The 25,396-nt window shown below is 62.5% G+C and carries 20 protein-coding genes; 7 read left to right on the forward strand and 13 right to left on the reverse strand.

The features are described 5' to 3' along the window. Positions 1-316 precede the first annotated feature (316 nt). Genes OKW37_RS38295 through OKW37_RS38310 form a run of 4 tightly spaced genes read right to left on the reverse strand, consistent with a single transcriptional unit; the run spans position 317 to position 5,150 of the window. Entirely contained in the window at positions 317-2,293 is a 1,977-nt protein-coding gene (locus OKW37_RS38295; protein ID WP_429402176.1) for an acyl-CoA synthetase, read from the reverse strand. Next, complete coding sequence (locus OKW37_RS38300; RefSeq protein ID WP_090811777.1) at positions 2,290-3,246, reverse strand: fumarylacetoacetate hydrolase family protein; 957 nt, start codon at positions 3,244-3,246, stop codon at positions 2,290-2,292. The genes OKW37_RS38295 and OKW37_RS38300 overlap by 4 nt, the downstream gene beginning before the upstream one ends. A gap of 35 nt (positions 3,247-3,281) precedes the next feature. Next, a complete protein-coding gene (locus OKW37_RS38305) occupies positions 3,282-4,352 on the reverse strand; it encodes a VOC family protein (RefSeq protein ID WP_429402174.1) in 1,071 nt (356 codons plus the stop codon). A 57-nt stretch (positions 4,353-4,409) separates the two neighbouring features. After that, a complete protein-coding gene (locus OKW37_RS38310; RefSeq protein WP_429402172.1) occupies positions 4,410-5,150 on the reverse strand; it encodes an FAD-dependent monooxygenase in 741 nt (246 codons plus the stop codon). Between the two features lie 143 nt (positions 5,151-5,293). Between OKW37_RS38310 and OKW37_RS38315 the strand changes: the two genes are divergently transcribed. Beyond that, entirely contained in the window at positions 5,294-6,037 is a 744-nt protein-coding gene (locus tag OKW37_RS38315) for a TetR/AcrR family transcriptional regulator (protein ID WP_184059133.1), read from the forward strand. 275 nt (positions 6,038-6,312) lie between these two features. Here OKW37_RS38315 and OKW37_RS38320 read toward each other — a convergent pair whose 3' ends face one another. The 6 genes from OKW37_RS38320 to OKW37_RS38345 all read right to left on the reverse strand — a co-directional run bounded on the left by OKW37_RS38320 (position 6,313) and on the right by OKW37_RS38345 (position 15,909). Then, on the reverse strand, positions 6,313-6,948 hold the full coding sequence (locus OKW37_RS38320; protein ID WP_429402169.1) for a PqiC family protein: 636 nt from the start codon (positions 6,946-6,948) through the stop codon (positions 6,313-6,315). A gap of 50 nt (positions 6,949-6,998) precedes the next feature. Continuing rightward, positions 6,999-8,594: an intermembrane transport protein PqiB gene (locus OKW37_RS38325; RefSeq protein ID WP_429354780.1), complete on the reverse strand. Its 1,596-nt coding sequence runs from the start codon at positions 8,592-8,594 to the stop codon at positions 6,999-7,001. 67 nt (positions 8,595-8,661) lie between these two features. Then, positions 8,662-10,002, reverse strand: coding sequence for a paraquat-inducible protein A (locus tag OKW37_RS38330; RefSeq protein WP_429402167.1), 1,341 nt, complete (start codon positions 10,000-10,002; stop codon positions 8,662-8,664). Between the two features lie 182 nt (positions 10,003-10,184). Next, the gene (locus OKW37_RS38335) at positions 10,185-11,648 is read right to left on the reverse strand and encodes an efflux transporter outer membrane subunit (RefSeq protein WP_429402522.1); all 1,464 of its coding nucleotides are present in this window, start codon (positions 11,646-11,648) and stop codon (positions 10,185-10,187) included. A 2-nt stretch (positions 11,649-11,650) separates the two neighbouring features. After that, positions 11,651-14,824, reverse strand: coding sequence for an efflux RND transporter permease subunit (locus OKW37_RS38340; RefSeq protein WP_429402165.1), 3,174 nt, complete (start codon positions 14,822-14,824; stop codon positions 11,651-11,653). Beyond that, complete coding sequence (locus OKW37_RS38345; protein WP_429402521.1) at positions 14,821-15,909, reverse strand: efflux RND transporter periplasmic adaptor subunit; 1,089 nt, start codon at positions 15,907-15,909, stop codon at positions 14,821-14,823. The genes OKW37_RS38340 and OKW37_RS38345 overlap by 4 nt, the downstream gene beginning before the upstream one ends. A 503-nt stretch (positions 15,910-16,412) precedes the next feature. On the opposite strand from OKW37_RS38345, the gene OKW37_RS38350 reads away from it, so the two are divergent. Beyond that, positions 16,413-17,168, forward strand: coding sequence for a TetR/AcrR family transcriptional regulator (locus OKW37_RS38350; protein WP_429354785.1), 756 nt, complete (start codon positions 16,413-16,415; stop codon positions 17,166-17,168). Positions 17,169-17,286: 118 nt separating this feature from the next. Here the strand turns inward: OKW37_RS38350 and OKW37_RS38355 are convergent, their stop codons facing one another. After that, a complete protein-coding gene (locus tag OKW37_RS38355; protein ID WP_429402520.1) occupies positions 17,287-18,342 on the reverse strand; it encodes an AI-2E family transporter in 1,056 nt (351 codons plus the stop codon). Positions 18,343-18,382: 40 nt separating this feature from the next. On the opposite strand from OKW37_RS38355, the gene OKW37_RS38360 reads away from it, so the two are divergent. The 3 genes from OKW37_RS38360 (at position 18,383) to OKW37_RS38370 (ending at position 20,377) form a co-directional block, all read left to right on the forward strand. Further along, positions 18,383-19,087 carry a hypothetical protein gene (locus OKW37_RS38360; protein ID WP_429402163.1) on the forward strand — a complete coding sequence of 235 codons (705 nt, stop codon included), beginning with the start codon at positions 18,383-18,385 and terminating at the stop codon, positions 19,085-19,087. Between the two features lie 644 nt (positions 19,088-19,731). Then, positions 19,732-20,088 (forward strand): hypothetical protein, encoded by a 357-nt coding sequence (locus tag OKW37_RS38365; protein ID WP_429487798.1) that lies wholly within the window; start codon positions 19,732-19,734, stop codon positions 20,086-20,088. A 58-nt stretch (positions 20,089-20,146) separates the two neighbouring features. Beyond that, positions 20,147-20,377 (forward strand): hypothetical protein, encoded by a 231-nt coding sequence (locus tag OKW37_RS38370; RefSeq protein WP_184059279.1) that lies wholly within the window; start codon positions 20,147-20,149, stop codon positions 20,375-20,377. A 676-nt stretch (positions 20,378-21,053) separates the two neighbouring features. On the opposite strand, the gene OKW37_RS38375 is transcribed toward OKW37_RS38370, so the two are convergent. Next, complete coding sequence (locus tag OKW37_RS38375) at positions 21,054-23,360, reverse strand: FdhF/YdeP family oxidoreductase (RefSeq protein WP_429402161.1); 2,307 nt, start codon at positions 23,358-23,360, stop codon at positions 21,054-21,056. 137 nt (positions 23,361-23,497) lie between these two features. Here OKW37_RS38375 and OKW37_RS38380 point away from each other — a divergent pair, with 137 nt between their 5' ends. Both OKW37_RS38380 and OKW37_RS38385 read left to right on the forward strand, forming a co-directional pair. Beyond that, positions 23,498-23,668: a hypothetical protein gene (locus OKW37_RS38380; RefSeq protein ID WP_409259280.1), complete on the forward strand. Its 171-nt coding sequence runs from the start codon at positions 23,498-23,500 to the stop codon at positions 23,666-23,668. A gap of 146 nt (positions 23,669-23,814) precedes the next feature. Further along, entirely contained in the window at positions 23,815-24,330 is a 516-nt protein-coding gene (locus OKW37_RS38385; protein ID WP_184059265.1) for a hypothetical protein, read from the forward strand. Positions 24,331-24,529: 199 nt separating this feature from the next. On the opposite strand, the gene OKW37_RS38390 is transcribed toward OKW37_RS38385, so the two are convergent. Next, complete coding sequence (locus OKW37_RS38390; protein ID WP_429402158.1) at positions 24,530-25,393, reverse strand: MBL fold metallo-hydrolase; 864 nt, start codon at positions 25,391-25,393, stop codon at positions 24,530-24,532. Positions 25,394-25,396 lie beyond the last annotated feature (3 nt).

Raw genomic sequence — 25,396 nt, forward strand, 5'->3', positions numbered from 1 at the left:
TTACTAAATGACATGAAATAGGCACGAATGCTTAGAACACCGCTACTGCCTCGTACACGTTATGTGGAAATACGCTTTCGCGTTATCCTTACCACGCAGTCGCCGATATTGGCCCGAGCCATTTTTCAACAAGCGAGCGCAAGGACCTTTCTGAGGCAGTATTCATCCTCTTTCCTCTAAACCGACGCGAGCGTTTAACTCATGACACTGGCGTTTGAAACGCCGCATCGAGCCGCGTGCGCGGGACTGAACGCCCCCGCTGATGTCAGGCTCCTATCACCTTGACCTGCTGTGCGTCTCTATCGCCGCTGGTACATCAACATTGCTCGCTCCGCGATGGCCTCGCGGCAACCGAAAGCGAAAATGCGAACGGAAAGCGCCCGAGCGCGGAAGTCGCCACTGCTTCGAGCGCGGGGTCGGGAAGTTCGACGTGAAGCGAAAGCCCGCGCGAAGTATCTTCAATGATCCTAACGGTTGCTCCCTCGACGCCAGCCTCCACGAGTGCCGACTGTAACGCGTCTACCGTTTCGCGCTGTTTCAGCCCCGGCTTGAAAATCTTGCCCACGCCTGTCAACGGCATCGCATCCAGGATTCTGATCCGTTTAGGCAGTGCCGCGCGCTCGCCTATCTCGAGTCGCACGAACTCGGCGAGTTCGTCCTCAGTCGCGGTTGCACCCGGTTTGAGCTGGACATAGGCAATCGGCAACTCCCCGGCGTGTGCATCGGGACGACCGACCGCCGCCGCGATCTTGACGGCGGGATGGCGATAGAGCGGTTCCTCGATCGCTGCCGGATCGATGTTGTGACCGCCACGAATGATCACTTCCTTTTTGCGACCAGTAAGCCAGAAATAACCATCGACATCGCATCGACCGAGGTCGCCGGTATTGAGCCAGCACCTGCCATCGCCGAGGTCCAGCCAGAGCCCCTTGTTCTGCTCGGGCACGATATACCCGAGGAAAATGTTCGGGCCGGAAATAGTCAGCAGGCCGACCTCATCGATCTCGCAATCCCGTACATATCGCCCGTCAGCGTCGACGATGACGGCTTTCATCGCCTGGCCCGGAATGCGGAGCCCGATTGAGCCCAGCCTGCGCTCCCCCAGCGGCGGGTTGGCGCTGCTCACGCAGGTCCCCTCGGTCAGGCCATAGCCCTCGAGAATCCGGATGCGCGTCCTTTCCTGAAAAGTCCGGAAAACTTCGACCGGCATGGGAGCCGCACCGCACAGTCCGTACTCCAGCGAACTCACATCGTGCTCGCCGACTGGAATATCGAGTAACGCCGCATAAAGCGTCGGGACACCGCTGAAGAAATTGATGCGGTGATGCTCGACGATTTCCCAGAAACGTTTGACAACGCCATCGCCGCGATAGCCTTGTGGCGTGCCGAGCACGACCTGGGCGCCTTTTGAAAAAGGCAGGAGACCCGTTGCCATGACGGCATTCACGTGGAAGAGTGGCAGTCCGCAGAAAAGCGTCTTGCCTGGCCCGACGCTGTCGCCGAAGAATTGACCCGTGCTCCAGGCATTCGCCACCTCATTGCCGTGGCGGCGCATCGCAATTTTCGGCAGGCCGGTCGTCCCGCCCGTACAGAAGTACGACGACACGTCGTCGGCGCCAAAGTGCCGCGCGCCTTGAAGTACCGTTCCCGACTCCTGCGCGATGGCAACGCCGAAGTCGTGGATCTCGATATGCGCAGGAACCGCGCCTCGCACGCCGCCCTCGCCGTGCAGCCTTGAGCACTCGTTACGCTGCAGCATCCGCGTCGCGGACTGTTTTGAACCCGTCACACGTTCGGCCGGATTCACGAGCACCAGATCCTTCAGCGAAGAAACCTTGTGCAGCACCGCTTGTACCTTTTGCCAAAGATCAGTTCCGGGAAACGGCGCCAGCGTTACCAGCACGCTGGCGCCTGCAGCGTTGAGGAGTTGGCCGATGGCTTCCTGCTCAAGCAATGGATTGATCGCGCAGACAATTCCGGCGGCCTCCCCACCCCAGATCACGAAGTGCGTTTCAGGGAGGTTGGGCAGAACATATGCGACGACTGAGTCGCGTTGTACTCCGAGGCGCGAGAACATGTTCGCGGTGCGCGTGATATCTCGGACGAGTTCACCATATGTCCAGCACTCGGCGTTCCGATAGTCGTCGGCCGTTGCAAAGAACGAAAGTGCCGGTGCCGATGGATTAATCGCCGCGCCCCGGCAGATCATCTCGTAGGTGCTCGACGGGAGATCCGCCGGCAGCCCTTGCGTTTCGATGGCAAGGACTTCGTCTACGTTTGCGATGCCTTTCATGCTGCCTCTTCCACAACGACGTTATGCTGCACGCCCAGATTGATCGAGCGATCGTGGCTGACGATATGCGCCTCCACGACGTCCCCCACCTTCAGGTACTGCGGCCTGTCCGCCTGCATCTTCAGGAAAAGACGCCATTTTTCCGCTTCAGGCAGCTGCGCCGCGGCGCGTTGCTTTTCGGGCGACGGAATGCTCAGTGCACAGCCAGATGGCGTGCCCGTCGCGAGCAGGTCACCGATGCGCAGATCATGCACGCCGGAAAGCTCCGTCAAGGTCTCTGCCGGTCCATAGACGAGACCCGCAGTCGTGTCATTCTGGCGGACAGTTCCATTGACCGTCAGTGTCAGCACGAGCTCTTTCAACTTCGGAATATCATGTTTCTCAAGGAGGCAAAGGTAAGGGCCGACAGGGCCAAACGTGCGGTAGCTCTTGCCCTTGTAGAACTGCATCTGCGGAATCTGGATATCGCGCGCGGAGTAGTCGTTGACGATCACGGCGCCAGCAATGTACTCATGCAGGTTCTCGTCGGTGACCGTTTCGCGGGAGGTGACGTCGCGTTTGAGCACCAGACCGAGTTCGATCTCGTAGTCGAGGAACTGCACCTCCCTGGGCTTCACGAGGGGCGAGTCGGCAGGAACGATGCAGCTCGTCGCCTTCGTGAAGATCATGTTGAATTTCTTCACGTCCGGGTCCATGCCCGAGTCGATCATATGCTGGCGATAATTCGCGCCCTGGCAGATGAACTGCTGGTTGGCCGTCACGGGCGACAGCCATTGCACATCCGATTCGGGAATCGGAGAACCGTCCAGTACCGCCAGCCGTTCGACGGGATTGGCTTCAATAAACTCGGCCGTCGACTTGAATTCGCCATGAATCGGCGTGATGGCGCCATTGGCGACTACGCCCCACTGGGCGCGGCCATCATGAAGGTAATGCAGAACGTGAAGTGCCATTTATCGATCTCCGGATTCTATGAAAGTGGGGTGGTTCAGGCGAAAAGCTTCGCCAACGTGCGCAGCTTGCTCAACGTCAGGTCGGGGCTGCGGCGCAGGTTTCTGAAAAGTGCCACGACGCTCGCGGGTGTGAACCTGGGCTTCGTGAAGCTGCGTGGCATCGTCGGTCCCCATTGGGCCATCGCCTCGCGGCTCACCGCATGGACACCCGTCGGCGCGTCCGCCGTAAAGAGGTCGCCGTCGCAATAGTGCTCGTGCTTGTCGCCCCATGGGTCTTGCCAGTAATCGAAGATCTGGCTGCCCAGCTTATGCCGGCCGATCCCCCACGCGTGCGTCCAACCTTCGTCGCGCAGAATGCGTTGGCCCATGCCAACCGCGTCGGCGTCAACGACTTCGTACGCGCTATGGCTGTAGGTGGGCACGAAGCCTTGTGCAAGCGCGAGCGTATGGTGATCGGCTGGCTTGTCGCCGAGATCGAGCCGCATGAACGCGACGGCGGGCGAACCATCGGGAAGCACCTGCACATCGCTGGGGATGAAGCCGAAATGCCGCGTATACCACGCGCAGGTTTCCTGATAGTCAACGAGTTCGAGCACGACGTGTCCGAGCCGGATAATTTCCGGCGCGCCTTCGGGCGGTCGCTGCGTGCCGTTGATCCGGACCGTCGCATCCACGGAGTTGAACGGCAAAGGTGGCCGATGAAACAACGTCGAAGCTGGCTGCTGGCCCCATATCGCGTCGACGCGAAAGCCTGAAGGATCGGTCAGCCGTACCGTATAGCCGCCGCCGGGCAGGGGCGAGCGTTCGACGTCCGAGGCGCCCGGCAGTTTTGCAAGTGCATCAAGCTCGGCCCTGTTGTCGACCTGTAGCCCAAAACCAACGAACCGGGATTTCGAGGCCTTCCGGACGAGATAGCAGAAGTGTGAAGCACCCGTTCCCCGCAGCAGCAGGAGCGCTTCACCGCGCGATACCGTTCGGAGCCCGAAGTCACTGAGAAATTGCTCGGCTTTCTCGAGATCTGGCCGGTCGAATATCAGATAGGCCAATGCCGACGCTTTCGTCGTAGGATCGGGGTGACGGGCTGGTTGTACAGTGGTCAGGTTCATGGCGATAAGAAATCACACGGTGTGAATGGGGTTTCGAGACGGCATGCGGCTTCGCGATCACTGCATGACCCAGCAGTGCTGACCGAGCAAGGAAAGACTCTCGCGCACGAGCCGCGATGCATCGGTCGCCGGGCCATCGTGAACGACGGTCTTGTCGGGCCGCACCACGGCGGCCCAACCAACCGGTACGAGACGCGGAAGGAACACACCGTCGAGGTCCTCCCAGCTGTCATGCCGAGCGAGATGCGGCCGCTCTCCACGGTGTGCGATCTGCACAGTACTTCCGCCGGCACGCGCGAAAGCTGCTGCCTCAGAAAAATCGAGCGAGGCTCGGGCATCTGTGCCAAATCCAATCAGCGCCAGGCCCTGCCCGAACACCTCGTCGCTCGGACGCGCCTTGCCATCCGAACCACGTACCCGCCCCTGTCCAATGACTGCGCCGCGCACAAGCTTCGTCGGCGAGCGGCCTTTGACAAACACACCTCTTCTAGTTGTTTTTTTCGGCTGGATCTGCGATTCCTCGGGCTGCGCACGGTGCTCCCGAATGCCCGCAAGCTGAAGGATGCGCAGCGCGTCGTTATCCAACTCGATTGCCTGGCGCGCGATGGAAACCTCGGTTGACTTGTCGACAATCAATACATGCACGCCGTAGCGCGCCAGTAGATTGACAATCGTTGCACCGACGGGTCCGCAACCCACCAGTAAGACGTCAACCACCGACGGTAATGCGCCAATCGGCGGACGAACCTGTTCATGCCGGCTCGACGGCGCGGCGCCGTCCTTTGCTGCTGTCTCCACAGTCACTCCAGATGTTGTCTGTTGTACTTGTATGTAAGGCCGGCCTTCGGGTCGCCTTTAATGACATTAAAGTCATTCGTGAGCGTTTTGTCAACCTAGACATTACGATCTATACTTAGGCATAACCAAAGCTTGGATCCATCATGCCGAACACTACAAAGCGTCCTACCCGTGCGGCGCCAATCGCCCCCGTTGCCATTCCCGAACAACGCGAGCCGCGCGGTGCGCGTCGCAAGCGCGAGACGCGTGCCCGTCTGCTCGACGCCGCCCTCAGGCTGATGGCCGAAAAAGGCATGGAGGGCGTGGCGATCAATGAAATCACCGAAGCCGCTGATGTCGGCTTTGGCTCGTTCTACAACCACTTTGAATCGAAGGAGGCGATTTACGCGACGCTTGTCGACGAGGTGTTCGAGGATTTCGCTAACATGATGGATCGCCTCGCCGCTGGCCTTTCCGACCCGGCCGAGGTGATCGCTGTCTCCGTGCGTCATACGGTCCTGCGTGCGCAGCAAGACCCCGTGTGGGGACGTTTCCTGGTACGTGAAGGGTTTATTCCAACGCATGCGATGAGCCGCGGACTGGGCCAGCGGCTGCTGCGCGACATTGTGAATGGCATTGCCGCGAAGCGCTTTGTGGTCGCCGACCCGTTCATCGGATTTCTTGCGGTAGCCGGTACGGTCCTCTGTGCAATCGCCGCCGAGCTGAACTTCGTCGCACCGGGTGCGCCCGCGGCAAGCGTACTCAAGGAGCTTGGCTTTAGCGGGGAGCACTTCCCTGAGCGTACTGCAGCAATGCTGCTGCAGACACTCGGACTCAAGCGCGCGGAGGCGGAGAAGATTGCAGCGCGTCCGCTGCCGGTCGTGGAGGAGACTGTCGACGCCGATTGAATCAAGAGGTCCGGCGCCATCGGTCTGATCGGCCTGAAGTCAGCCGGGTGCGGCCCGGCGGAGAAGCCCGGTCGGGCCGCTAGCGATTAAACTCAATCACCTGCTAAAGCCTCGACGCTAGCAATCGGCTCGCGCTCCTTGCGCAAACAGGAATCGTCGTTCCCGCTGCTGTTGCAAGCATCGGTCCCGACGATCTTGAATGTTCCCACATAGTTGCGGTGGCGGTTTCGTTCCATTTCCATCCCGGTGCGTGAGGCACCAATTCCTGTATCGGTTCAGCCTGCTAGAGCCGGGCATAACAACGCCGAACTTCTCGTACTCGCAGGGATGCGCGCCGGTGCAACGGCGGACTCGAACGGCGCCGCCGAAAATTCCCGGACGACTTCGCCAATTTGAGTGCCTATCCTTCTCACTGCGATTCGATGGCCGTTGACGAGTGCATCGTAGCCGGCCGATACGGGCTGGCTGACTATGCTGCGGCAGGTCAATGTTCGTGAGTCGTTCGACTTGCGTACACTCCAGGTGACGTCAAGCAGCGCGTGTGAGCCCGGCCACGATTCAAAACGCTGCACGTCGACGGAGACCTGATACGTGCGAGCGTCCTCGGCGTGACCAGGCTGGTACGTGTCGGGGCCGCCCGCCTGTCGAGTCGCGGCCGCGAGCAGCGCATTGCGGATCTCGTCTGCAAGCGGCGATGCCCAGCGCTCGTTTTCCAGAATCCTGACGCGCGCCGCATCGACGTGTACGACGAACTGGCTCCTTGCGACTGAAACCGGCACCTTCACTGTGCGCATGTCGATCCGGAAGGCCGGACTGACCGAAACGTTTGCACGCGTCGGTTCGCTGTCAGTGCCGAGGGTATAGAAGCGGGCCGGCGGGGAAGCACAGGCGCTCAGCGCGGCCAGACCCATGACGGTCGCAATACGGGCGATCGCGCGCCGCGCGCGGGATTGGATCAGTTTCACCGTTGGTCTCCTTTCTTGCCGAACAGGAGCGCCTGGGGATGACGTTCCAGATAATCGGCGAGCGCATTGAGGGATTGCAGGGTGCGTGTCATTTCCTGCATCGCATCCTGGATGTCCGACTGCAGGGGCGCGGTCTGCCGGAGCGTCGTTTCGGCGGTACTGAAGGTTTTCTGCGCGGCCGCCAGTGTGTCGCGGGCTTGCGGAACGACCTCCGTGTCCATGTGCCCGAACAGCTTGTTGGCGTTTTCAAGTGCGCCGTTAAGGTTGGCTCCGATCTTGTCGAACGGCACCTGATTCAGCTTCCTCGCAATATCGGCAATCTGCACCTGAAGTTCGTCGAGGGTGTTAGGCACAGTCGGCAGTTCAATAGGATTGCGATGAACATCGACGCTCGCCCGAGGCGCTTTCGGAAACATGTCGAGCGCCACGAATAGCTGGCCTGTCAGCAGGTTGCCGGTTCGCAACTGACCGCGCATTCCCTCCATGACGAGGTTTTCCAGCAACTCATGACCACCCTGCGAGTTCGGAGCCGGTAGCGCTTCGTTGGAGCGCCGGCTGAGCCTGTCGGGATACAGCGCCATCGATACCTTCATGCTGAAACTCTTCTCCTTTTCGTTATATTCGATACCGATGTCCGTCACCTGCCCCAGCGCGATGCCTCGAAGGTCGACGGGAGCGCCGACAGACAGGCCGCGCAGCGACTGGTTGAACCGCATCACGACATTGAGCGGCGCGCCGTCGGGCTCGCGCATCGCGTCCGACTCGTCCGATGCGAGTCGGAACGCCGCCTTGTCAGCGGCCGGTTGTCCGGCGTCCTGACCCGGCGGCGACTGGAACGCCAGGCCTCCGACGACCACCGTCGCCAGAGATTGTGTATTGAGCTTCAATCCATTCGAATCGAGACGGAGGTCAACACCGCTTGCGTGCCACCACCGTGTATTGGTGCCGACATACCGGTCAAACGGGGCATTGACGAAAACATTGACAACCACGCCCGCGCCGGTCGGATCGAGCGAGAAGCCGACCACCTGGCCCACCTGGATGCGACGGTAGAAGATCGGCGCGCCGATATCGACGGAGCCCAGGGAGTCGCCCCTCAACGTATATTGATGCCCCGGCTGCCCGGACGTGACGATCGGCGGACTTTCGAGGCCGACAAATGCGGTTTGCCTTTCCGAAGACTGCCCGACGTCGACACCGATATACGCGCCGGAGAGCAGCGTACCGAGGCCCGAGATTCCGTTAGCGCCCACGCGCGGGCGAACCACCCAGAAGCGCGTGCCGCGGCTTGCGAATTTTTCTGCCTGTTTGGTCAGCTCGATCGTGACGATGACGTGCTGCAGGTCCTTTGACAGCGCGACCGCCTGTACCGAACCGATCTCCACGTCCTTGTATTTGACCTTCGTTTTGCCCGCCTCCATGCCCTCAGCGTTGCTGAACGTGACCGTCACTGTCGGTCCCTTGTCGGTGACGGATTTGACTACCAGCGCCACACCGATCAGCGCACAGATGAGCGGCACTAACCAGATGAGGGAGGGAATCCAGCGTTTTCGTGGCTTGATGTCAGGTCTGGGTGGCGTGGGAAGATGCATCGCTCGGAGAGTAGTTCGCAAATATGAGGTTATTTAGGAGTGCGGACGCCGCTAGCACGGTATTCGTTCATCGCCGTGAAGCACGCGCTGGCCCGCAGCGGACGTTGTCCCAGATCAGCCGCGGATCGAATTGATGCGACGCGAGCATGGTGAGAATCACCACCGCGCCGAAAGCCAGCGCGCCCGGACCGGCAGTGACAACCGCAAACGAACCGAAATGCACCAGCGCGACCGTCAGAGCGACGACGAAGACATCGAGCATCGACCACCGGCCCACGCACTCGACGAGCCGATGCAGCCTCGCGCGTTCGAGCGGCTGCCAGTCCGGACTGCGACGGGCCGCTACGATTTGCAGCGTGAGAATGGCGAGTTTGAGCATCGGCACCACGACGCTGGCTACGAACACGACGACGGCGAGTGGCCAGTCGCCTGAAGTCCAGAAGTACGCCACGCCGCCGAGGATCGTGTCGTCCTCCGAGTGGCCGAGGGATGACGCGTGCATGATCGGCAACAGATTCGCGGGTATGTAGGCGAGCGCGGCGGCAAGAACCAGACTCGACGTGCGCGTCACGCTATCGGGATGGCGCGTGTGCAGCACCGATTCGCACCGCGAGCAGCGCTGCTCTGACGACGCCGCGATGTGCTTCTGCACCAGTCCACAGGTATGACAGGCTATGAGCCCGGCGCTGCGCGCCGTCATATGCGCCGCCGGCGCGGGCTTAAGGCCGAAGAACGTCGGGGCTCGCGGGGCGCACCTGCGCTTCACTCTGGTCCAGCGGATCTCAGCGGGTTGTCGAAACTTTATTTCGTCCCGCGTCGACCAGAGCACGCGCGGGTCGAAAGTGGCGAGAAACGCCAACATCAACGTGAGTGCACCGAATGCAAACAGTCCTGGCCCAGGGATCACCTGCGCCATGCTGACCATTTTCACGATCGTGATGACCACGCCGAGCATGAACACTTCGATCATGCCCCATGGACGGATGAGCTGCACGACGCGAAGCATTCGATTGAAATGACGTACTACCTTGCCAAGGCGCAGCGGAACGAGCACATAGAGAAGGGCGAGGAGTTCGATCAGCGGAAACAGGATCGCCGAGCAAAAGACCATCGTTGCGACGATGCGCATGTGCCCCGTCCACAACGAGCGCACCGCGCCGAATAGCGTCGCCTCCGACGTCATACCGTTGGTCTGCAGTTGTATGACCGGGAAAGCCTGCGCAATACAGAATGTGATCAAAGCTGCAACGGTGAGCGCACCAATCCGGTCGAGCGGCACGCTCGCTCCCTGCGTTCCTTCCAGGCCCGCACGGCAGCGCGAGCAGCTCGCAGTCTGCCCGCCCCGCAGCAGAGGCTTGCGAAACAGCAGATCGCACTCGTGACAGGCGATCAGTTTCTTATATTCCATACAGGGAACTGGACAACCTGAAGTTCTGGCGCGTTCGATGCACGTGAAGTCCGGCTTGACCTTCCCGTGCGTGGGCGCATTCTTATTTCGGATAGCAAACGACTGCTCCGATACCCGCCGGTACAGTCGAGGAAGAGCGGCCTGATCGGCAGGTCGCTCTTCCCGTCTTCACCGACACGCGATCATTGCGACGACGCTGTTTGCGGCTGGCCCGGCGGCAGTTCGCCCATCGCCTGGAACAGTGCGACGGTATCGTTCATGCGCTGGCTTGCCGCGCGCACGGCGCCGATCCGTGCGTTGAGAAAGCGCTGCTCGCTGGCATGCTCCGCCGTTGACGGCAGCGAACCCATGCGGCGGCGCGACGCGGTATCGTCGAATCCCGCCTGCGCTGCCTGTGCCGCTGCTTCAGTCGACGCGAGTGTCTGTGCGTCGTTATCCAGCGCGGCAAGCGAATCCGCGACATTCTGGAACGCCGACAGAACGGTGGACTTGTAGTTCAGCACCGCCGCATCGTAAGCATCGATCGACGCCTTGCGGTGCGCGAACAGCGCGCCGCCATGGAAGATCGGTTGCGACAGGCTCGCACCAATGGCCCAGAGTCCGCCCGCTCCTGAGAGCACCGCCGGCCAGCTAAAGCCGCCGCGGCCCATCGAGGCCGTCAGCGACAGGCTCGGAAAGAGCTGCGCGGTCGCAGCGCCGACATCGGCGGCAGCGGCCTTCACGGCGGCGTCGGCTGCCTGAACGTCGGGGCGCGAACGCAGCAGGTCCGACGGCACCACGACGGGCACGTGTTCGGGCAACGTCAGGCTGTCGAGATCGGGAACGGCCGGGGCGTTGTCCGGCGTGCGGCCCATCAGCACCGCGAGCGCATGGAGGGCTGTGGCGCGCTGCTGGCGTAACGCAGGAAGACTCGCCGCAGCCGAAGCCGCATCCTGCGTCGACGCAAGCGCCTGCGCACGCGAGACCGAGCCGAGTGCATAGCGGTGCTGGTCCTCGTCCGCGGCCGTCCTGGCCACGGCGACGAGCCGTTCGGTGAGCGCGATCTGGCGATCGAGTGCCGCCACGCTGATCGTCGTACCGACGATGTTTGCCGCCAGCGCGCGCCGCGCCGCCTCCAGTTGATACGCCTGTACGTCTACGCGAGCGGCGCTGGCCGCATTCGCCGAACGCGTCGCACCGAACAGGTCAAAGGTGTAGGACGCGAGAACCTGTCCGGCAAAAAAGTTATAGCGAACCTCGCTGGGGCCAATGCCGGGCACAAGCGGTGAACGCCCGCGATCGACTTGTGCGGCAGCATCGATTGAAGGCAGCGTCGATGCGCCGACCTGGGCGCGCAGCTCCTGCTGCGCGGCTGCGAGCGTCCGCTGCGCGGCCCCGAGCGTGGGGCTGTTGCGCAAGCCTTCCTCGACCAGTGCACTCAGCGCGTCCGACCGGTAAAGCTGCCACCATTGCGGAACGCCCACTGCGCCGATATCGAACTGCTGCGCCACGCCGCCCGCTGCGACGGTCTTCGCCGGCTGTGCCCCGGCACCGTAGTGCGCAGGCGAAGGCATCGCCGGGGGTGCGCCGTTCGGGCCGAACGTGCAGGCCGTCAGTGCGATGGCCACAGCCACGGCCATCACGGATGTCTTGTAGGCGAAGCTCATCATCAAACCTCCATCTGCTCGGCGACGACCGGTTGCGTTCCGCGCTCGTCGTGCCGGACCCTGAAGCACGCCGCGTACAGCGCGGGCAGGAAGAACACGGTCAGTACCGTGGCAATCGTGATACCGCCCATCAGTGCGGTCGCCATCGGACCGAAGAAGCCCGAGCGCAGCAGCGGAATCAGCGCGAGGACGGCGGCGGCGGCAGTCAGCATGATCGGCCTGAAACGCCTTATCGTTGCGCCGATAATCGCGTCGAAGCGCGGCTGCCCTGCCGCGATATCCTGATCGATCTGATCGACCAGAATCACGGAGTTGCGCATGATGATGCCGAACATGGCAATCACGCCCAGCAGCGCGACGAAGCCGAAGGGCTTGCCGAACAGCAGCAGCGCGGCCACGACGCCAATCAGGCCGAGCGGCGCCGTCAGCACGACGATGAAGGTCCGCGCGAAGTTCTTGAGCTGGATCATCAGCAACAGCAGCACGGCGATGATCATCAACGGCATTTCGGCATTGATCGACGTCTGGCCCTTCACGCTTTCTTCGACCGCGCCGCCCACCTGAATGCGATAGCCGACCGGCAGCCGGGCGGTTTCCGCCGCGAGCGCACGTTCAATGTCGTGGGTCACGTCGATGCCCTGCGCGTCGCCGCGCACGTCCGCCTGCACCGTGATGGTCGGCTGGCGGTCGCGTTGCCAGATGACGCCGTACTCGAGCGTATTGCGCACGTGGCCGAGCGAACCGAGCGGCACCGGGCCGTTGGGCGTCGGAATCGCGAGACTGGTCAGCTGCGCCGGATTGACACGTTCGCTCTTTGGCGCACGCAGATCGACGTTGATCAGCTTGTCGCGCTCGCGGTACTGCGTCACCGTGTAGCCCGATAGCGTCATCGCGAGGAAGTTCGACACGTCTTCCGACGTGACACCAAGCTGGCGCGCGCGGTTCTGATCGATCTCGAACGAGATCGAGCGCTCCGCCGGCTCGTCCCAGTCGAACTGGACGTTGCGCGTGCGGGGATCGGCGCGGACCTTGTCCGACACCGTCTGCGCAATCGATCGGACGGTCGCGATATCGTCGCCGCTCACGCGGAACTTGATCGGGAAGCCGACCGGCGGACCGTTCTCGAGCCGGGAGACGCGCGCTCGCACGCCGGAGAAGTCCTTCTCGAGTTTGCCGTCGAGCCAACGCATCAGTTCCTCGCGGTTTTCCACGCTTTTTGCGGTAATCACGAACTGCGCGAAATTCGGTTGTTGAAGCTGCTGGTCGAGCGTCAGGTAAAAACGCGGCGCGCCGGTGCCGACGAAGTCGACGAAGTGGTCGATCTCGGCTTTGCCGTCGAGCACCTTTTCCAGGCGCTTCGCTTCACGCAGCGTCGCTTCGAACGAGGCGCCTTCCGGCAATCGCAGATCGACCAGCAGTTCCGGCCGTTCCGAGTTCGGGAAGAACTGCTGCGGCACGCGCGTGAAGGCCAGCATGGAAATCGCGAAAAGCACGACGGTGACGCCGAGCACGACCCATCGACGCTCGACGCACCACGCAACCCATCCCGACAGGTGCCGGTAGAAGCCGGTGTTGCCGATTTCATGCGGATCATGGTGCGCACCGCCGGGTTCAGGCTTGCGTTCCGGCAGCAGGTGATAACCCAGCAACGGCACCAGCACGACGGCCGCAAACCACGAAACGATCAGCGCGATGGCCGACACTTCGAAGATCGAACGCGTGTATTCGCCCGTGCTCGATTTGGCGAGCGCAATCGGCAGGAAGCCGCATACGGTGACGAGCGTGCCTGTGAGCATCGGAAACGCCGTGCTGGTATACGCGAACGCTGCCGAGCGCGCCCGGCTCCAGCCTTGCTCCAGCTTCACCGCCATCATTTCGACGGCGATGATCGCGTCGTCGACGAGCAGGCCCAGCGCGAGCACGAGCGTACCGAGCGAAACCTTGTCCAACCCGATATTGAACATGTGCATGCAAAGCGCCGTCACCGCCAGCACGATCGGAATCGTGATCACGACGACCATACCGGTGCGCAAGCCGAGCGAGACGAGGCTCACGACCAGCACGATCGCCACCGCTTCGCCAACCGATCTCACGAACTCATCCACCGAGTGCTTGACCGCGTGCGGCATGCTCGAAACCGCCGCGAGTTTCAGACCCGCCGGCAACGTGGCCTGCAGTTCGGCGGCTTTTGCGTCGAGCGCCTTGCCGAGGTCGATCACGTCGCCGCCCTTTTGCATCGTCACGCCGATGCCGAGCACCGCCTGGCCGCCGACGCGCATCTGGGTCGCCGGCGGGTCGTCATAACCGCGTGTGATCTTCGCGATGTCGCCCAGCCGGAACGTGCGCTTGTTGATGGTGATCAGCATGTCGGAGAGCGCCTGCACATCCTTGAGCGCGCCGCTCGGCCGCACGAACACGCGGTCGTCCGCGGTCGTGATGGTGCCGACGGGCGCCACGGCATTCTGTGCGTCGATCGCCTGCGCGAGCTGTTGCGGCGTGATCGAAAGCCGCGTGAGCTGCGCATTCGATATCTCGACGAAGATGTGCTGATCGGGGTCGCCAAAATAATCGACCTTCGCCACACCGGGTACGCGCAGCAGGACTGTGCGCAGCTCGTCAGCGTAGTCGTGCAGTTGCGCCGGCGAAAAGCCGTCGCCTTCAAGCGCATAGATGTTGGTGTAGACGTCACCGAATTCGTCGTTGAAAAACGGGCCGACGGTTCCCTTCGGCAGCGTCGCGGCAATGTCGCCGACCTTCTTGCGCACCTGATACCAGGTTTCCGGCACTTCCTTGACGGGCGCGGAGTCCTTCATGGCGAAGAAGATCATCGACTCGCCAGGCCGCGAGTAGCTCTTGATGTTGTCGATGTTCGGCGCGGCCTGTAGCTGGCGGCCGATCCGGTCCGTGATCTGTTCCTGCACCTCGCGCGCACTCGCACCAGGCCAATAGGTCTTGATCACCATCGTGCGGAAGGTGAACGGCGGGTCCTCCGACTGCGCGAGTTTCGTATAGCCGATCACGCCGAACAGCGTGGCGAGCCCGATCAGAAAGATCACGAGCTGCTGGTGACGCAGCGCCCAGGCGGAAAGATTGAAGCTGCCTTCGCCAGATTTGTCTGCGCCGGAAGACGGGACAGGCGCGCTCTCGCGCACGGGTTCTTGGTCACGGGAGTTCATGACGGGAAATCCTCCCGATGCAGGGGCGCCACCACCTGCACGTGCTGGCCCGTGCTAACGGCGTGTACGCCCTGCACCACGACGCGGTCGCCGTCGCGGAGGCCCGATGCGATGGAGACCGTGCGCTCGTCGTATCGCTGCACCGTCACAGGACGCAGCTCGAGTGTGTCGGTGCCGGTACGCACCACCCAGACAGCGGGGTGCTCGCCCTGATGAAAGAGCGCCGTCACCGGCACAGTGAACGGCTGTGCGCCCGACGCGTCACCGGCGACATCGAACGCAACGGTGGCCGTCATGCCGAGGCGCACTGCAGGGCTGGGCGCGTTCAGGGTGAGCTTGACGCGCCAGGTGCGGCTTTGCGGATCAGCGCTAGGCGACACCTCGCGCACGCGGGCCTCGAAGGTCTTGCCGGGTAGCGCGGGCAGCGTTACGCGCGCCATGCTGCCGACTGTCAGCGAGCTCAGCGTGCGCTCGGGCGCGTCGCAGACGATGTCTACGTCGCCCGTCCAGTCGAGGTGATAGATGGATTGGGTTGCCTGAACGTTCTGGCCCGTGTCGGCGTCCTCCGAGGTAATCACGCCGTCGTGGTCCGCAGTCAGCGTCGCATAGCGCAGATTGTCCGAGGCGAGCGCCATCTGGGCGAGCGCCGAGTCGCGCTGCGCAACAGCGGATGCGTACGCGTCCTGCGTCTGTTCGAGCTGCGCCGGTGCAATCAGGTTTGCCTGCGCCTGCGCCTGATCGCGATCGAGCTGCTGCTTCGCGTAGACGAACCGGTGTTCGGCGGCATCGAGCTGCGCTCGCGCGTTGGCCAGGTTACTGCGCAGATCGGTCGGGTCGAGCAGCGCAACAACCTGCCCCGCCTTGACGGCGTCGCCGAGGCGAACGCGCCGTTCGATGATCTTGCCGCCCACTCTGAATGAAAGCGCCGTGGAGTAGCGCGCCTGCACCTGAGCCGGCAGCGACGCACTTGCCGTGCGTCCGTCAGCGTGGACGGCCAGGGCGACCACGGGCTTCAGCTCTGGAGCGGCGGCTTCGCGCTGGTGGCATGCCGCGAGCATGACCGCGCAGCAAGCCGCAAGCACCATGCGTGCGCACTGCGGAGATTGGACGAGGGAAGGTAAGAAGCGACGCGCAGGCGCCTGCGCGATAGGGCCGGAATGTTTCACGATGTTCACAAGACGGGTGATAACCCAGGTAAGAAAGTTTCCCGATGCCGTGCAAACCCGAGTGCCAGCAAGCACGGTTCGCTATCAGCGCGGACGCATAAAACAAGCTTCGTTGATACGTTAGTGCTACTTATCGACGTGCATGTCGGTACTTGCCATCTCGATGTGCCGCCACGCAACCAGTACGTGGGGCAGCGCCCGTTCATGCGTACCGCCCGGTGATCTGCTGGTCTGTCAGTTCCGGCCGAGGACTTGGGATCGACCGCTAACGGAATTTTTTCGCTCCGTCGGCATCGTTGGGTCCTTCGTTCGTCCGGTTGTCGGCGGCTCGGATGAGATTAGACCCAATACTGAGCATATTGTCAACTATGACATAAAAATCTAGAATCCAGACATCGAATAACCACGACTACGGAGCCGACATGCCACAAGCCCCCAAACCGCGCGCGAGCCGCGGACGCTCTCTCAAGGCGCCAAGTGCGTCCCGCGACCCGATCAATCGAAGCTATCCGCGCGGTGCCCGTCGCAAACGCGAGACGCGCGCGCGCCTGCTCGACGCTGCGCTGAAACTGGTCGCGGCCAAGGGTTTGAGCTCCGTCACGATTAACGAAATCACCGAGGCAGCCGACGTCGGGTTCGGCTCCTTCTATAACCACTTCGAATCCAAGGAAGGCATCTTCACGGCGCTCATCGAATGGCTGTTCGAGGAATTTGCGGATACGCTCGATCGCCTCGCCGCGGGGTTGTCCGATCCAGCGGAAGTGATCGCCGTCTCAGTCCGTCACACGCTCCTGCGGGCCTACCGCGAGCCAGTTTGGGGGCAACTTCTCATTCGCGAAGGTTTGTCGTCGCGCCTGCTCAGCAGGGGTCTCGGCCTGCGCCTGCTGCGCGATAGCGAGAAGGGCATTTCAGAAAGGCGTTTTGTGATCGCGGACCGGTTCATGTCCGTTATCACCGTGATTGGCACGGTGCTCGCGGGAATTGCCGCCGAACTGCAACTGGCCATCTCGTCGAAGCGGACCGTTCGTGCGCGAAAGGTGCTTCGCTCGAAGGAGGAGAAGTTTGCCCAGCGAACCGCCGCCATTGTGTTGCAGGCGTTCGGTCTCACACGTGTAGAGGCCGAGCGGATCGCGCGACGTCCACTGCCCACCGTTCCCGATGCTCCGACCTTGCCGTGACAGTGCAACTAGCGCGGCGTTTCCGCGCCATCGCAGGTGCGGCCGCCCGGTGCGGTGTCGGGTTGGTGGGTAGGCGGGGCAGGTGCCCGGACATCGAATCGGGCGATCGCGATGCCGGTCAGCCCTGGTAAAGCGCACTCGCGAGATAGCGGTGGCGCAGTTCCCGCAATGCCGATGCGAGGATGGCGCTGACCGGCAACGCGAGCAGCACGCCGAAGAATCCGAACAGCCGCCCAAACGCCAGCAACGCAAAGATGACCGCGAGCGGATGAAGGCCGATGCGCTCGCCAACCAGTCTCGGCGTCAGCACAAAGCTTTCAAGAATCTGGCCGACGCCATACACCGCGACCACCACGGCCAGGCCATACCAGTCACCGAATTGCAGCAGCGCCGCGAGGAGCGCGAACGCGAGGCCGGTCGCAAAGCCGATGTAGGGAACGAATACGGCAAGCGCGCTAAACAGGCCGACGGGCACCGCCAGATCCAACCCTGCAATCGTCAGCACAGCCGGGTAGAACACCGCGAGCACTGCAATCACCAGCAGTTGCCCGCGAAGGTACTGCGACATCATGCAATCGATCTCTCCGACGAATTCCCGTGTCTTGCCGAGCCAGCGCCGCGGCACGAAGCTCGCCATGCGCGCGAACGCCTCGTGCCTGTCATAGAGCAGATAGAACAGGACGAGTGGCAGCAGCACCGCATTGCTCACGACATTGATCATCACGTTGCTGCTGGTGCGCAGGTACTGCCATACGGCAAGCATCGCGCCCTGCCCGTCCGCTTTGAGACGGGCCGCCAGCACCTCGCGGATATTCGTCACATCGAGCGAATAATTCAGTCCCAGAAAAGCCAGACGCGGCTTCAGCCATCCATCGAGTTTTGCGACGATAAATGGAATTTGCCTGATGAGTTCCGGCCCTTCCTTCTGGACAACTACGCACATGAGCAGCATGACGAGTGCGACGGACAGAGCAAACAAAGACATCATCACCAGCGCCGCAAGGCCGCGCGGAACGCGATGGCGTACCAGCCACTCCACGCCCGGCTGCAAAATGTATGCGACGAGCGCACCGAGCAGAAACGGCGTGAGAACGGCACGCAGGTTCCATAGCAACACGCCGGCCGCTAACGCAACGGCGCCCCAAAACAGAGATTGACGATGGTATACAGTCATAAGCGCCCCCACTGGGCGAGTGATCGAGTGGCTTTCGTCGTTGAGCCGAAGCATCGGCGGAAGTGTTTGTCTTAACCGCAGGAGCCGGCGATGCCGGGTCGCCGCGCGGCGCATCCGTCAGATCGGCGTCGCGCCGCTAGCCGCGCTGTGGGTACGCCTGTCGTCACCGTGCTGGCGCGACGGGTCTTGCGGCGTCGCCGGTTTACTGGTGCCTGTCTGCGATTGGCCGCCGGGTTGCCCGGTGACTTCGATCCACAATGGACGCGCCATCGGATCGGGCGGCGACATCATTGCCGGTGCTGGCATCGCGGGAACGACAATCGCGATGACGCGCGGCGTGGGCATCACGGTCGTGGAACAACCGCAGACCGTCGCAACAAGCGGGAACGAGCACAGCAAGGCGAAAAAGAAGCGCGATCGGCGCGTCATTCCTGCCGCCGATGCAGCGAATCGTTCAGGTCTGGTTGAGCAGTCATGGGTGACATCTCCACGGTTGATTCAGCGTGCGCTGGCATTGCGGCGACTCGCCTACAGCAACTTCGGGGACGGGCCATTATGTGATAATATTATCACATTCGCGCGATTGGTCAATATTGATTCTAAAAATCGAGCCGCGCTGCATCCGCCATCGGCGGTACGCCGTGCGCTGCGCTGCCGGTCCGACTCCCGGCCAGTTCGCAGACGCGCAGCGGGCTCAGTGCGTCAGGACGCTCGGGTGCGCGGCGAGGCGCTCGACCTCGAGTAGCGCCTGACCAAGCACATCGATAGCTCCATTCGTGGTGGAGGCCGTAGCAGCGCTGCGCAACGCGTGCTGAACGATGTCGTGAATGACGTCCGTGTTCGATGAACCGGCGTGGAGCGTAAGTTGGTGTGCCATAAGTATTCCTGCGTAAAAACGAAGCCCGTTTCGTGTGGACGCAGTATAAGCAAAGCGCGCCGCCATTCGACGCGCGCAATTATGAGTTGCGAGATCTTCAATACACGGTTTGCGTGAATCGCGAATCGCTGACATAAGAACAGCAAGCGGACGTATTCCGATACCCAAGTAGCGTCTTGTCGACGAACGGCGATGGAAACGCGCATGCTCGACGGCTGATCTCGTTTGTGCAACGACCAGCGGATACCGTCGAAGCGAATTGCTGCGTGTCATTCAGACAGTCCGCACCGCCCTTGCCTCCGGACACACTAAAGAAGCACACACTGCTTCAGCGCAATCGGCTACAAGCTTGCAGCGACGGCAACTATCCGTTGCCCCGTAGATGCTTGTAAGCCGACCGTAAATGACTAGACTGGCACCAACGAACTGGCAAACAGCACTCATGCCTCGCCAGACCGTTGTTCCCCAAACACCGCGTCTCCTGAATCCGACGCTCGATATTGAGTCTGATCATGCCAAAGTCGAAGACCTTCATCCCCGTCCCTGTTGTCGCGTCGATCTTGTCCTTCTCGACCGCCGCATTCGCTAGCAGCAGCGGTCCCCAAACCTATGAGCAAGCGGCTGTGCAACCGGTTCAGCGTCAAACGGTCGGCTACCATGACCACACGGGCGCCAATACACAACATGCAATGGACTTTCAGGCGGTGTTAGCCCGCGTGGAAGCCCAGCGGCAAGCGTTCAACAACTACGGCGGGGTGACTAGTTCGTCGGCTTTCCTCCCGTCAGACAACGTAGCGTCGGGTAGCCCCGTCGACTTCAGTACCGCAACAGCGTCCTGGCGTTACAAGGCAACCTTGGCCGCGCGTTGATACGGCTCGCGGCTGCTATTCGCGTCAAAACCAAGACAACCAACTGTAGAGAATTGAAATGAAAAAGACCTTCCTTGTACTGTTCGCCTTCCTTACCAGCACATCCGTGCTTGCGCAAAGCAATCTGCCGCAGCAATTGCCGTCGCAGCAGCCAGCGTCCGCCGGGCAACCGTCCACGAAGCAGCTTTCACAGGGTGGACCGCAGCTTCCGCAACCTCCACAGCTTCCACAGATTCCGCAACTTCCGACACAAGCGTCGACGCAAGTCCCGACCCAGCTTTCGAAATAACCCCGTATGGCTGCGCAACCCGCGCAGCCATACCTGGGAGACCGGCGATTGTCGCGGCTACCCGGATTCTGTTCATCGCCGTAGGCGCATGTGATGCACGACGGCGTTTGCCGGCGATTCGTTCATGACGTCGGCAAATCGCTGGCCGCGAGACCCTGGTTGGTTGAGCAATAGACTGCTCTCAACCCTTCCTCAGCAATTCGATGAGGCGCGCGCACAGGTCGCGGACATCACGCATGGACTGCGTGTCGCGTGCGAGGGCTGCCGACGCGATGAAACGGACGATGCCGGGTTGCCGGCAAATCGAACCACAGCCCGGAGGCAGCGATGGAATGCCATGAGCGCTTCTGGAGAAACGCTGTCCCCGAAATCCGTAGGGGACGTCGCAGTATCCGAACACTATGTGGCGTCGTGCGCTGTCCTTCAATGCCGGGTAACGGACATCACGGATAGCGCTGCGCGCGCCACAGCCGGTGCGAAACTTTAGGCTCTCGTCCTTTGCCAGCTTGCTGGTTCGGCTCTGTACGCAACTCATGCATTACCAACACCCTGCGCGCCCGTTAAGGGCCCCTGGCCCGACTATGATGGAGATGGGCACGCGCTTATCATGCCCTTCACGCGCTGCCCGGGTGTAATTCAGCGGCCGGCACAGGTAACGATGCCGGCCTCTTTGTATCTACGAAGCACTGATCACCGGTGTGGCCGCCAGTACGCGCACCGGAATCGACTTCGCGCCCGGCACCTTGCTCTCTTTCGCGTAGTGCCATAGCGGCAGCAGCGGATTGCATTCCGGGTAATAGCCGCCGATGCATCCCTGCGGCACGTCGAACGGCACGACGGTCAGTCCGTCGACGTGCCGCTCGACGCCGTCGTCCGCGATCGTCTCGAGGCAGATGCGGTCGCCGTGCGCGAGTCCGCGCTTCTCCATGTCGGCCCGATTCATCAGAATCACCATGCGCGAACCCTTGATGCCTCTGAAGCGGTCGTCGAGGCCATAGATGGTCGTGTTGAACTGGCTGTCGCTGCGCAAGGTCATCAACCGCAGCGAATCGGGCTCACGCGCGGGCATGTCCGGATCTTCGCCGATCGCAGTCGGCACCATGAATTCGGCCTTGCCGCTTTTGGTCTTCCACTTGCGCTCCCGCGCCGGCAGCGGCCGGATCACGCCGCCGGGTGTCCACATGCGCGCCTCGAAATCACCGAACATCTCGGGCCATGTCTTCGACATCTCCAGACGCACGCGCGAATAGTCGTCGCGCCATGCATCCCAGTCGACGCTCGAACGCTCGCCGAGCGTCGCCTTCGCGATGCCCGCGACGATGAACGGCTCCGAGCGGATCGTCGGCGCGGCCGGTTCGGCCATGCCACGCGAGCCATGAAAGTGCGCCGTGCTGTCTTCCATCGACACCGCCTGCGCGCCGCCCGCCTGCCGGTCGATCTCGATACGGCTCAGACACGGCAGCAGATACGAGCGCTGGCCGTGCACCAGATGGCTGCGATTGAGCTTGGTCGCCACGTTGACGGTCAACCCGAGCGCGGCCCACGCCGGTTCGGTGCGCACCCGGTCGGGCACCGAGCGCACGAGGTTGCCGCCGAGGTTGATCATCGCGTTGACCTTGCCGTCGAGCATCGCCTCGAAGGCCTCGACGATGTTCATGCCTTTCTCGCGCGGCGGCTCGAACGAAAACTGGCTGGCCAGTTGATCGAGCGGCGCGAGCTCCGGCTTTTCGGTGATGCCGACCGTGCGCTGCCCTTGCACGTTCGAATGCCCCCGCACCGGCGACGGCCCCGCGCCCGGCTTGCCGATATTGCCGCGCAGCAGCAGCAGATTGCACAGCATGCGCACGTTCTGCACGCCCATTCGATGCTGCGTGAGCCCCATGCCGTAATGGATGATCACCGCGTTTGCCTTCATGTACTCGTCGGCGGCGGCCTGGAGCGCGTCGCGCGGCAATCCGCTCACTCGCTCGATGTCGTCCCAGTTCGCGTCGCGCGCGTACTGAGCGAATTGCTCGTAGCCGTTCGTATGCTCGCGGATGAAATCGACGTCGACGACGCGCGCGTCGCCCGTGCTCACCGCGCGATCGTCCGCTTCGATGACGAGCTTGCAGATGCCGAGGATCGCGGCGGTATCGCCACCCGTCTTCACCTGGTGATATTGCGTGCTGATCTGCGTATCGCTGGGTGTGAGCATCTCCAACGCTGACTGCGGGTTTGCGAAATGCAGCAGCCCCGGCTCGCGTAGCGGATTGAACGTGATGATCGGCACGCCGCGTTTGCGCGCGTCCTGCAACTGATGCAGCATGCGCGGGCTATTCGTCCCGACGTTCTGGCCGAAGAAAAACATCAGGTCGGTCTTCTCGAAGTCGTCGAGCGAGACCGTACCGACGCCCACGCCAATCGCTTCCTTGAGGCCGACGCTGGTGCTTTCGTGGCACATGTTCGAGCTGTCGGGCAGATTGTTCGTGCCGTACATGCGCGCGAAAAGCTGCAGCATGTACGAGGTTTCCAGCGAAGCGCGGCCCGACGTGTAGAACACCACGCTGGCCGGGTCCAGCGTGCGCAGTTCGGCGCCGATCGCATCGAATGCTTGCTGCCACGGCACCGGCACGTAGCGGTCGGTAGCCGGGTCGTAGCGCAGCGGCTCGGTCAACCGCCCCGCTTCCTCGAGATCGTGGTCGTGCCATTTGGCGAGCTCGCTGACCGTGTGGACCTCGAAGAAATCGGGCGTTACACGTTTGGCCGTCAGATCCCACGCGGTCGCTTTCGCACCGCTTTCGCAAAACTCGAACGTATGCGGATCGGCCGGCTTCGCCCACGAGCAGCTGACACACATGAAACCGTCGGGCTTATTCTGATGCATCAGAACCTGGCTATCCTTCAGCGGTGCTTTTTCCTGCAGCAGGATTGTCGCCACCGCCTTGACCGACCCCCATCCGCCCGACGCGTAGGGATACGCGTCGCTTTTGTCTTCCTTGTTCATGAGTCCACCCGTTTGGCCATAAATGTCACGTCATGACGTATTAGCACATCGCGTTCCCGGCTGCGGCGGCGCGTCGCGGTACGATGTTTGCTGCGTCGCAGGCTGACTCGCCGTGCCGCAAGCCAACCGCCAACTTCATGACCGACACCTCCATCCCGCGCGACACGTCCGACCGTCTGAACGCGATGCGCAGGACGTTGCGCGAAGTGTTCGGGATCAGCCGGCTGCGCCCGGGCCAACGGGACATCATCCGCAGCGTCATTGCGGGCGCGTTCCCGGCAACGCATCGAACTCGTCGTCGTCGATGAAGCGCACTACGTATCGCAGTGGGGCCACGATTTTCGGCCGGCATTCCTGCGCATCGTCCGCGCGGAACGCGCCATGCTGCTCCTCGCGCGTACCGCTGTCCGCGATCATGGGGCGTGCGTTTGCGCGCCCGAACCGGAGCCCTGCCATGAAAACGCTTGAGTACAAAATCGGTTCTCCGTGGTATCAGGCCACCCGTGCGACGCTACGCCGAGCCGTCCCATCGGGGCTGTTGGCCGGCTGCATGTCGGCGGCAACAGCCGCGGCGGCATCCACGGACGCATCGGGCAGCCCGCTCGCGCCGATCAATGCCGTCACCCACTGCCTGTGGCCGCAACGCGCGCTGCGTGAACGCGGCTTCAGCATCCGGCATACGGTGACCGGCTTCGCGATCCATCAGGCAGCCGCGATCTTCTGGGCAATGATGTTCGAGCAACTGGTTGACCGGATGGCCGGCCCCGACCCGTCGCGACGGCCCGGCGCGACCGCGGTGGCCGCGGCCACGACCGTGGCGAGCGCGTATGTGGTCGACTACAAGGTGGTGCCCAACAGGCTTACCCCTGGATTCGAGGCGCACCTGTCGTGCCGCTCGCTCGGGAACGTCTACGTGGCGCTCGGCGCGGGCCTGCTCGCGGCCGCGCTGCTGCGGCGGCCGGATCGATGAAATGCGCTCGCGCAAAAAAGAGCCACCAGCCTTCAACCGGCATGGTCGCCGCAAGCGCATTTGAGAACGATGTCCCCTGGAATCCAAACGGAGGACAAAGGCAGTATAGGAAACGCGCCCCGCCGCGCACGATGCCTCGGCGAGGCGCAAGACGTGAGCGATCCGCGAAGCACCGGGCGCGCGCGCAAGCCTGCGAGCATCACGCCATCTGCTCCGCCGGCACCGCCACCGAACGTCCCGCGAGCCGCTCGAACTCGTCGACGTCGTGGCTGCAAAAAATCGTCAACGCGGGGCTCGCCCGCTTCGCCAGATCACGCAGGCGGCGCTGGTTGTACAGTCGCGCCGCGCGATCCTTTTCGAGCATGCACTGATAGAAGCGCAAACCGGGTGCGCAATGCGGGCGCACCGGGTCGAGCTCGCCGCTGTCGAAATAGGCGTCGCCCGCGAGCAGCAACCAGCCGCCATCGCCGTGTACCGCGACGCCCGCGTGACCATAGGTATGGCCTCGCAACGGCACGAGCGCGATCTCGCTCGCGAGTTCTTCGATGGGATGGACCTTGGCGAAGCCCTCCCAACGCTCGGTGTACTGCGGCGAATGCACGCGCCACATGTTCTGATACGACCACTGCTGCGGCCTGAAGCGCTGCCGGTCCAGCCACGTCTTCTGCTGCGCCGCGTATTGGCGCTCGCTCGCGAGCATGTGCACCGTCGCGTGCGGAAAGTCGTCGAGCCCGCCCGCATGGTCGGAATCGAGGTGCGTCATCACGATATGGCGCACGTCGGCCGGGTCGAAACCGAGCCGCTCGATCTGCCTGATCGCCGTCATTTCATTTCGGAACTCAGGCTTCAGCAGCCTCAGGAAGAATTTGCCGAGGCGCGAATAGGGATCGGCGACATCGCGCAAACCGAAACCGGTATCGACGAGCACGAGCCCCGCCGGACTTTCGACGAGCAGACAATGGCAGGTCAGATGCCCGCGGCGGATCAGCGAATCGGGGTGGCCGTTGAACAGCTTGCCGCACAGCGGGCAAGTCGAAATGCAGTTCAGATGGTGCACTTTCATGCC

It is taken from the genome of Paraburkholderia sp. MM5482-R2 (genome assembly GCF_050436125.1).
GTDB classification, from domain to species: domain Bacteria; phylum Pseudomonadota; class Gammaproteobacteria; order Burkholderiales; family Burkholderiaceae; genus Paraburkholderia; species Paraburkholderia tuberum.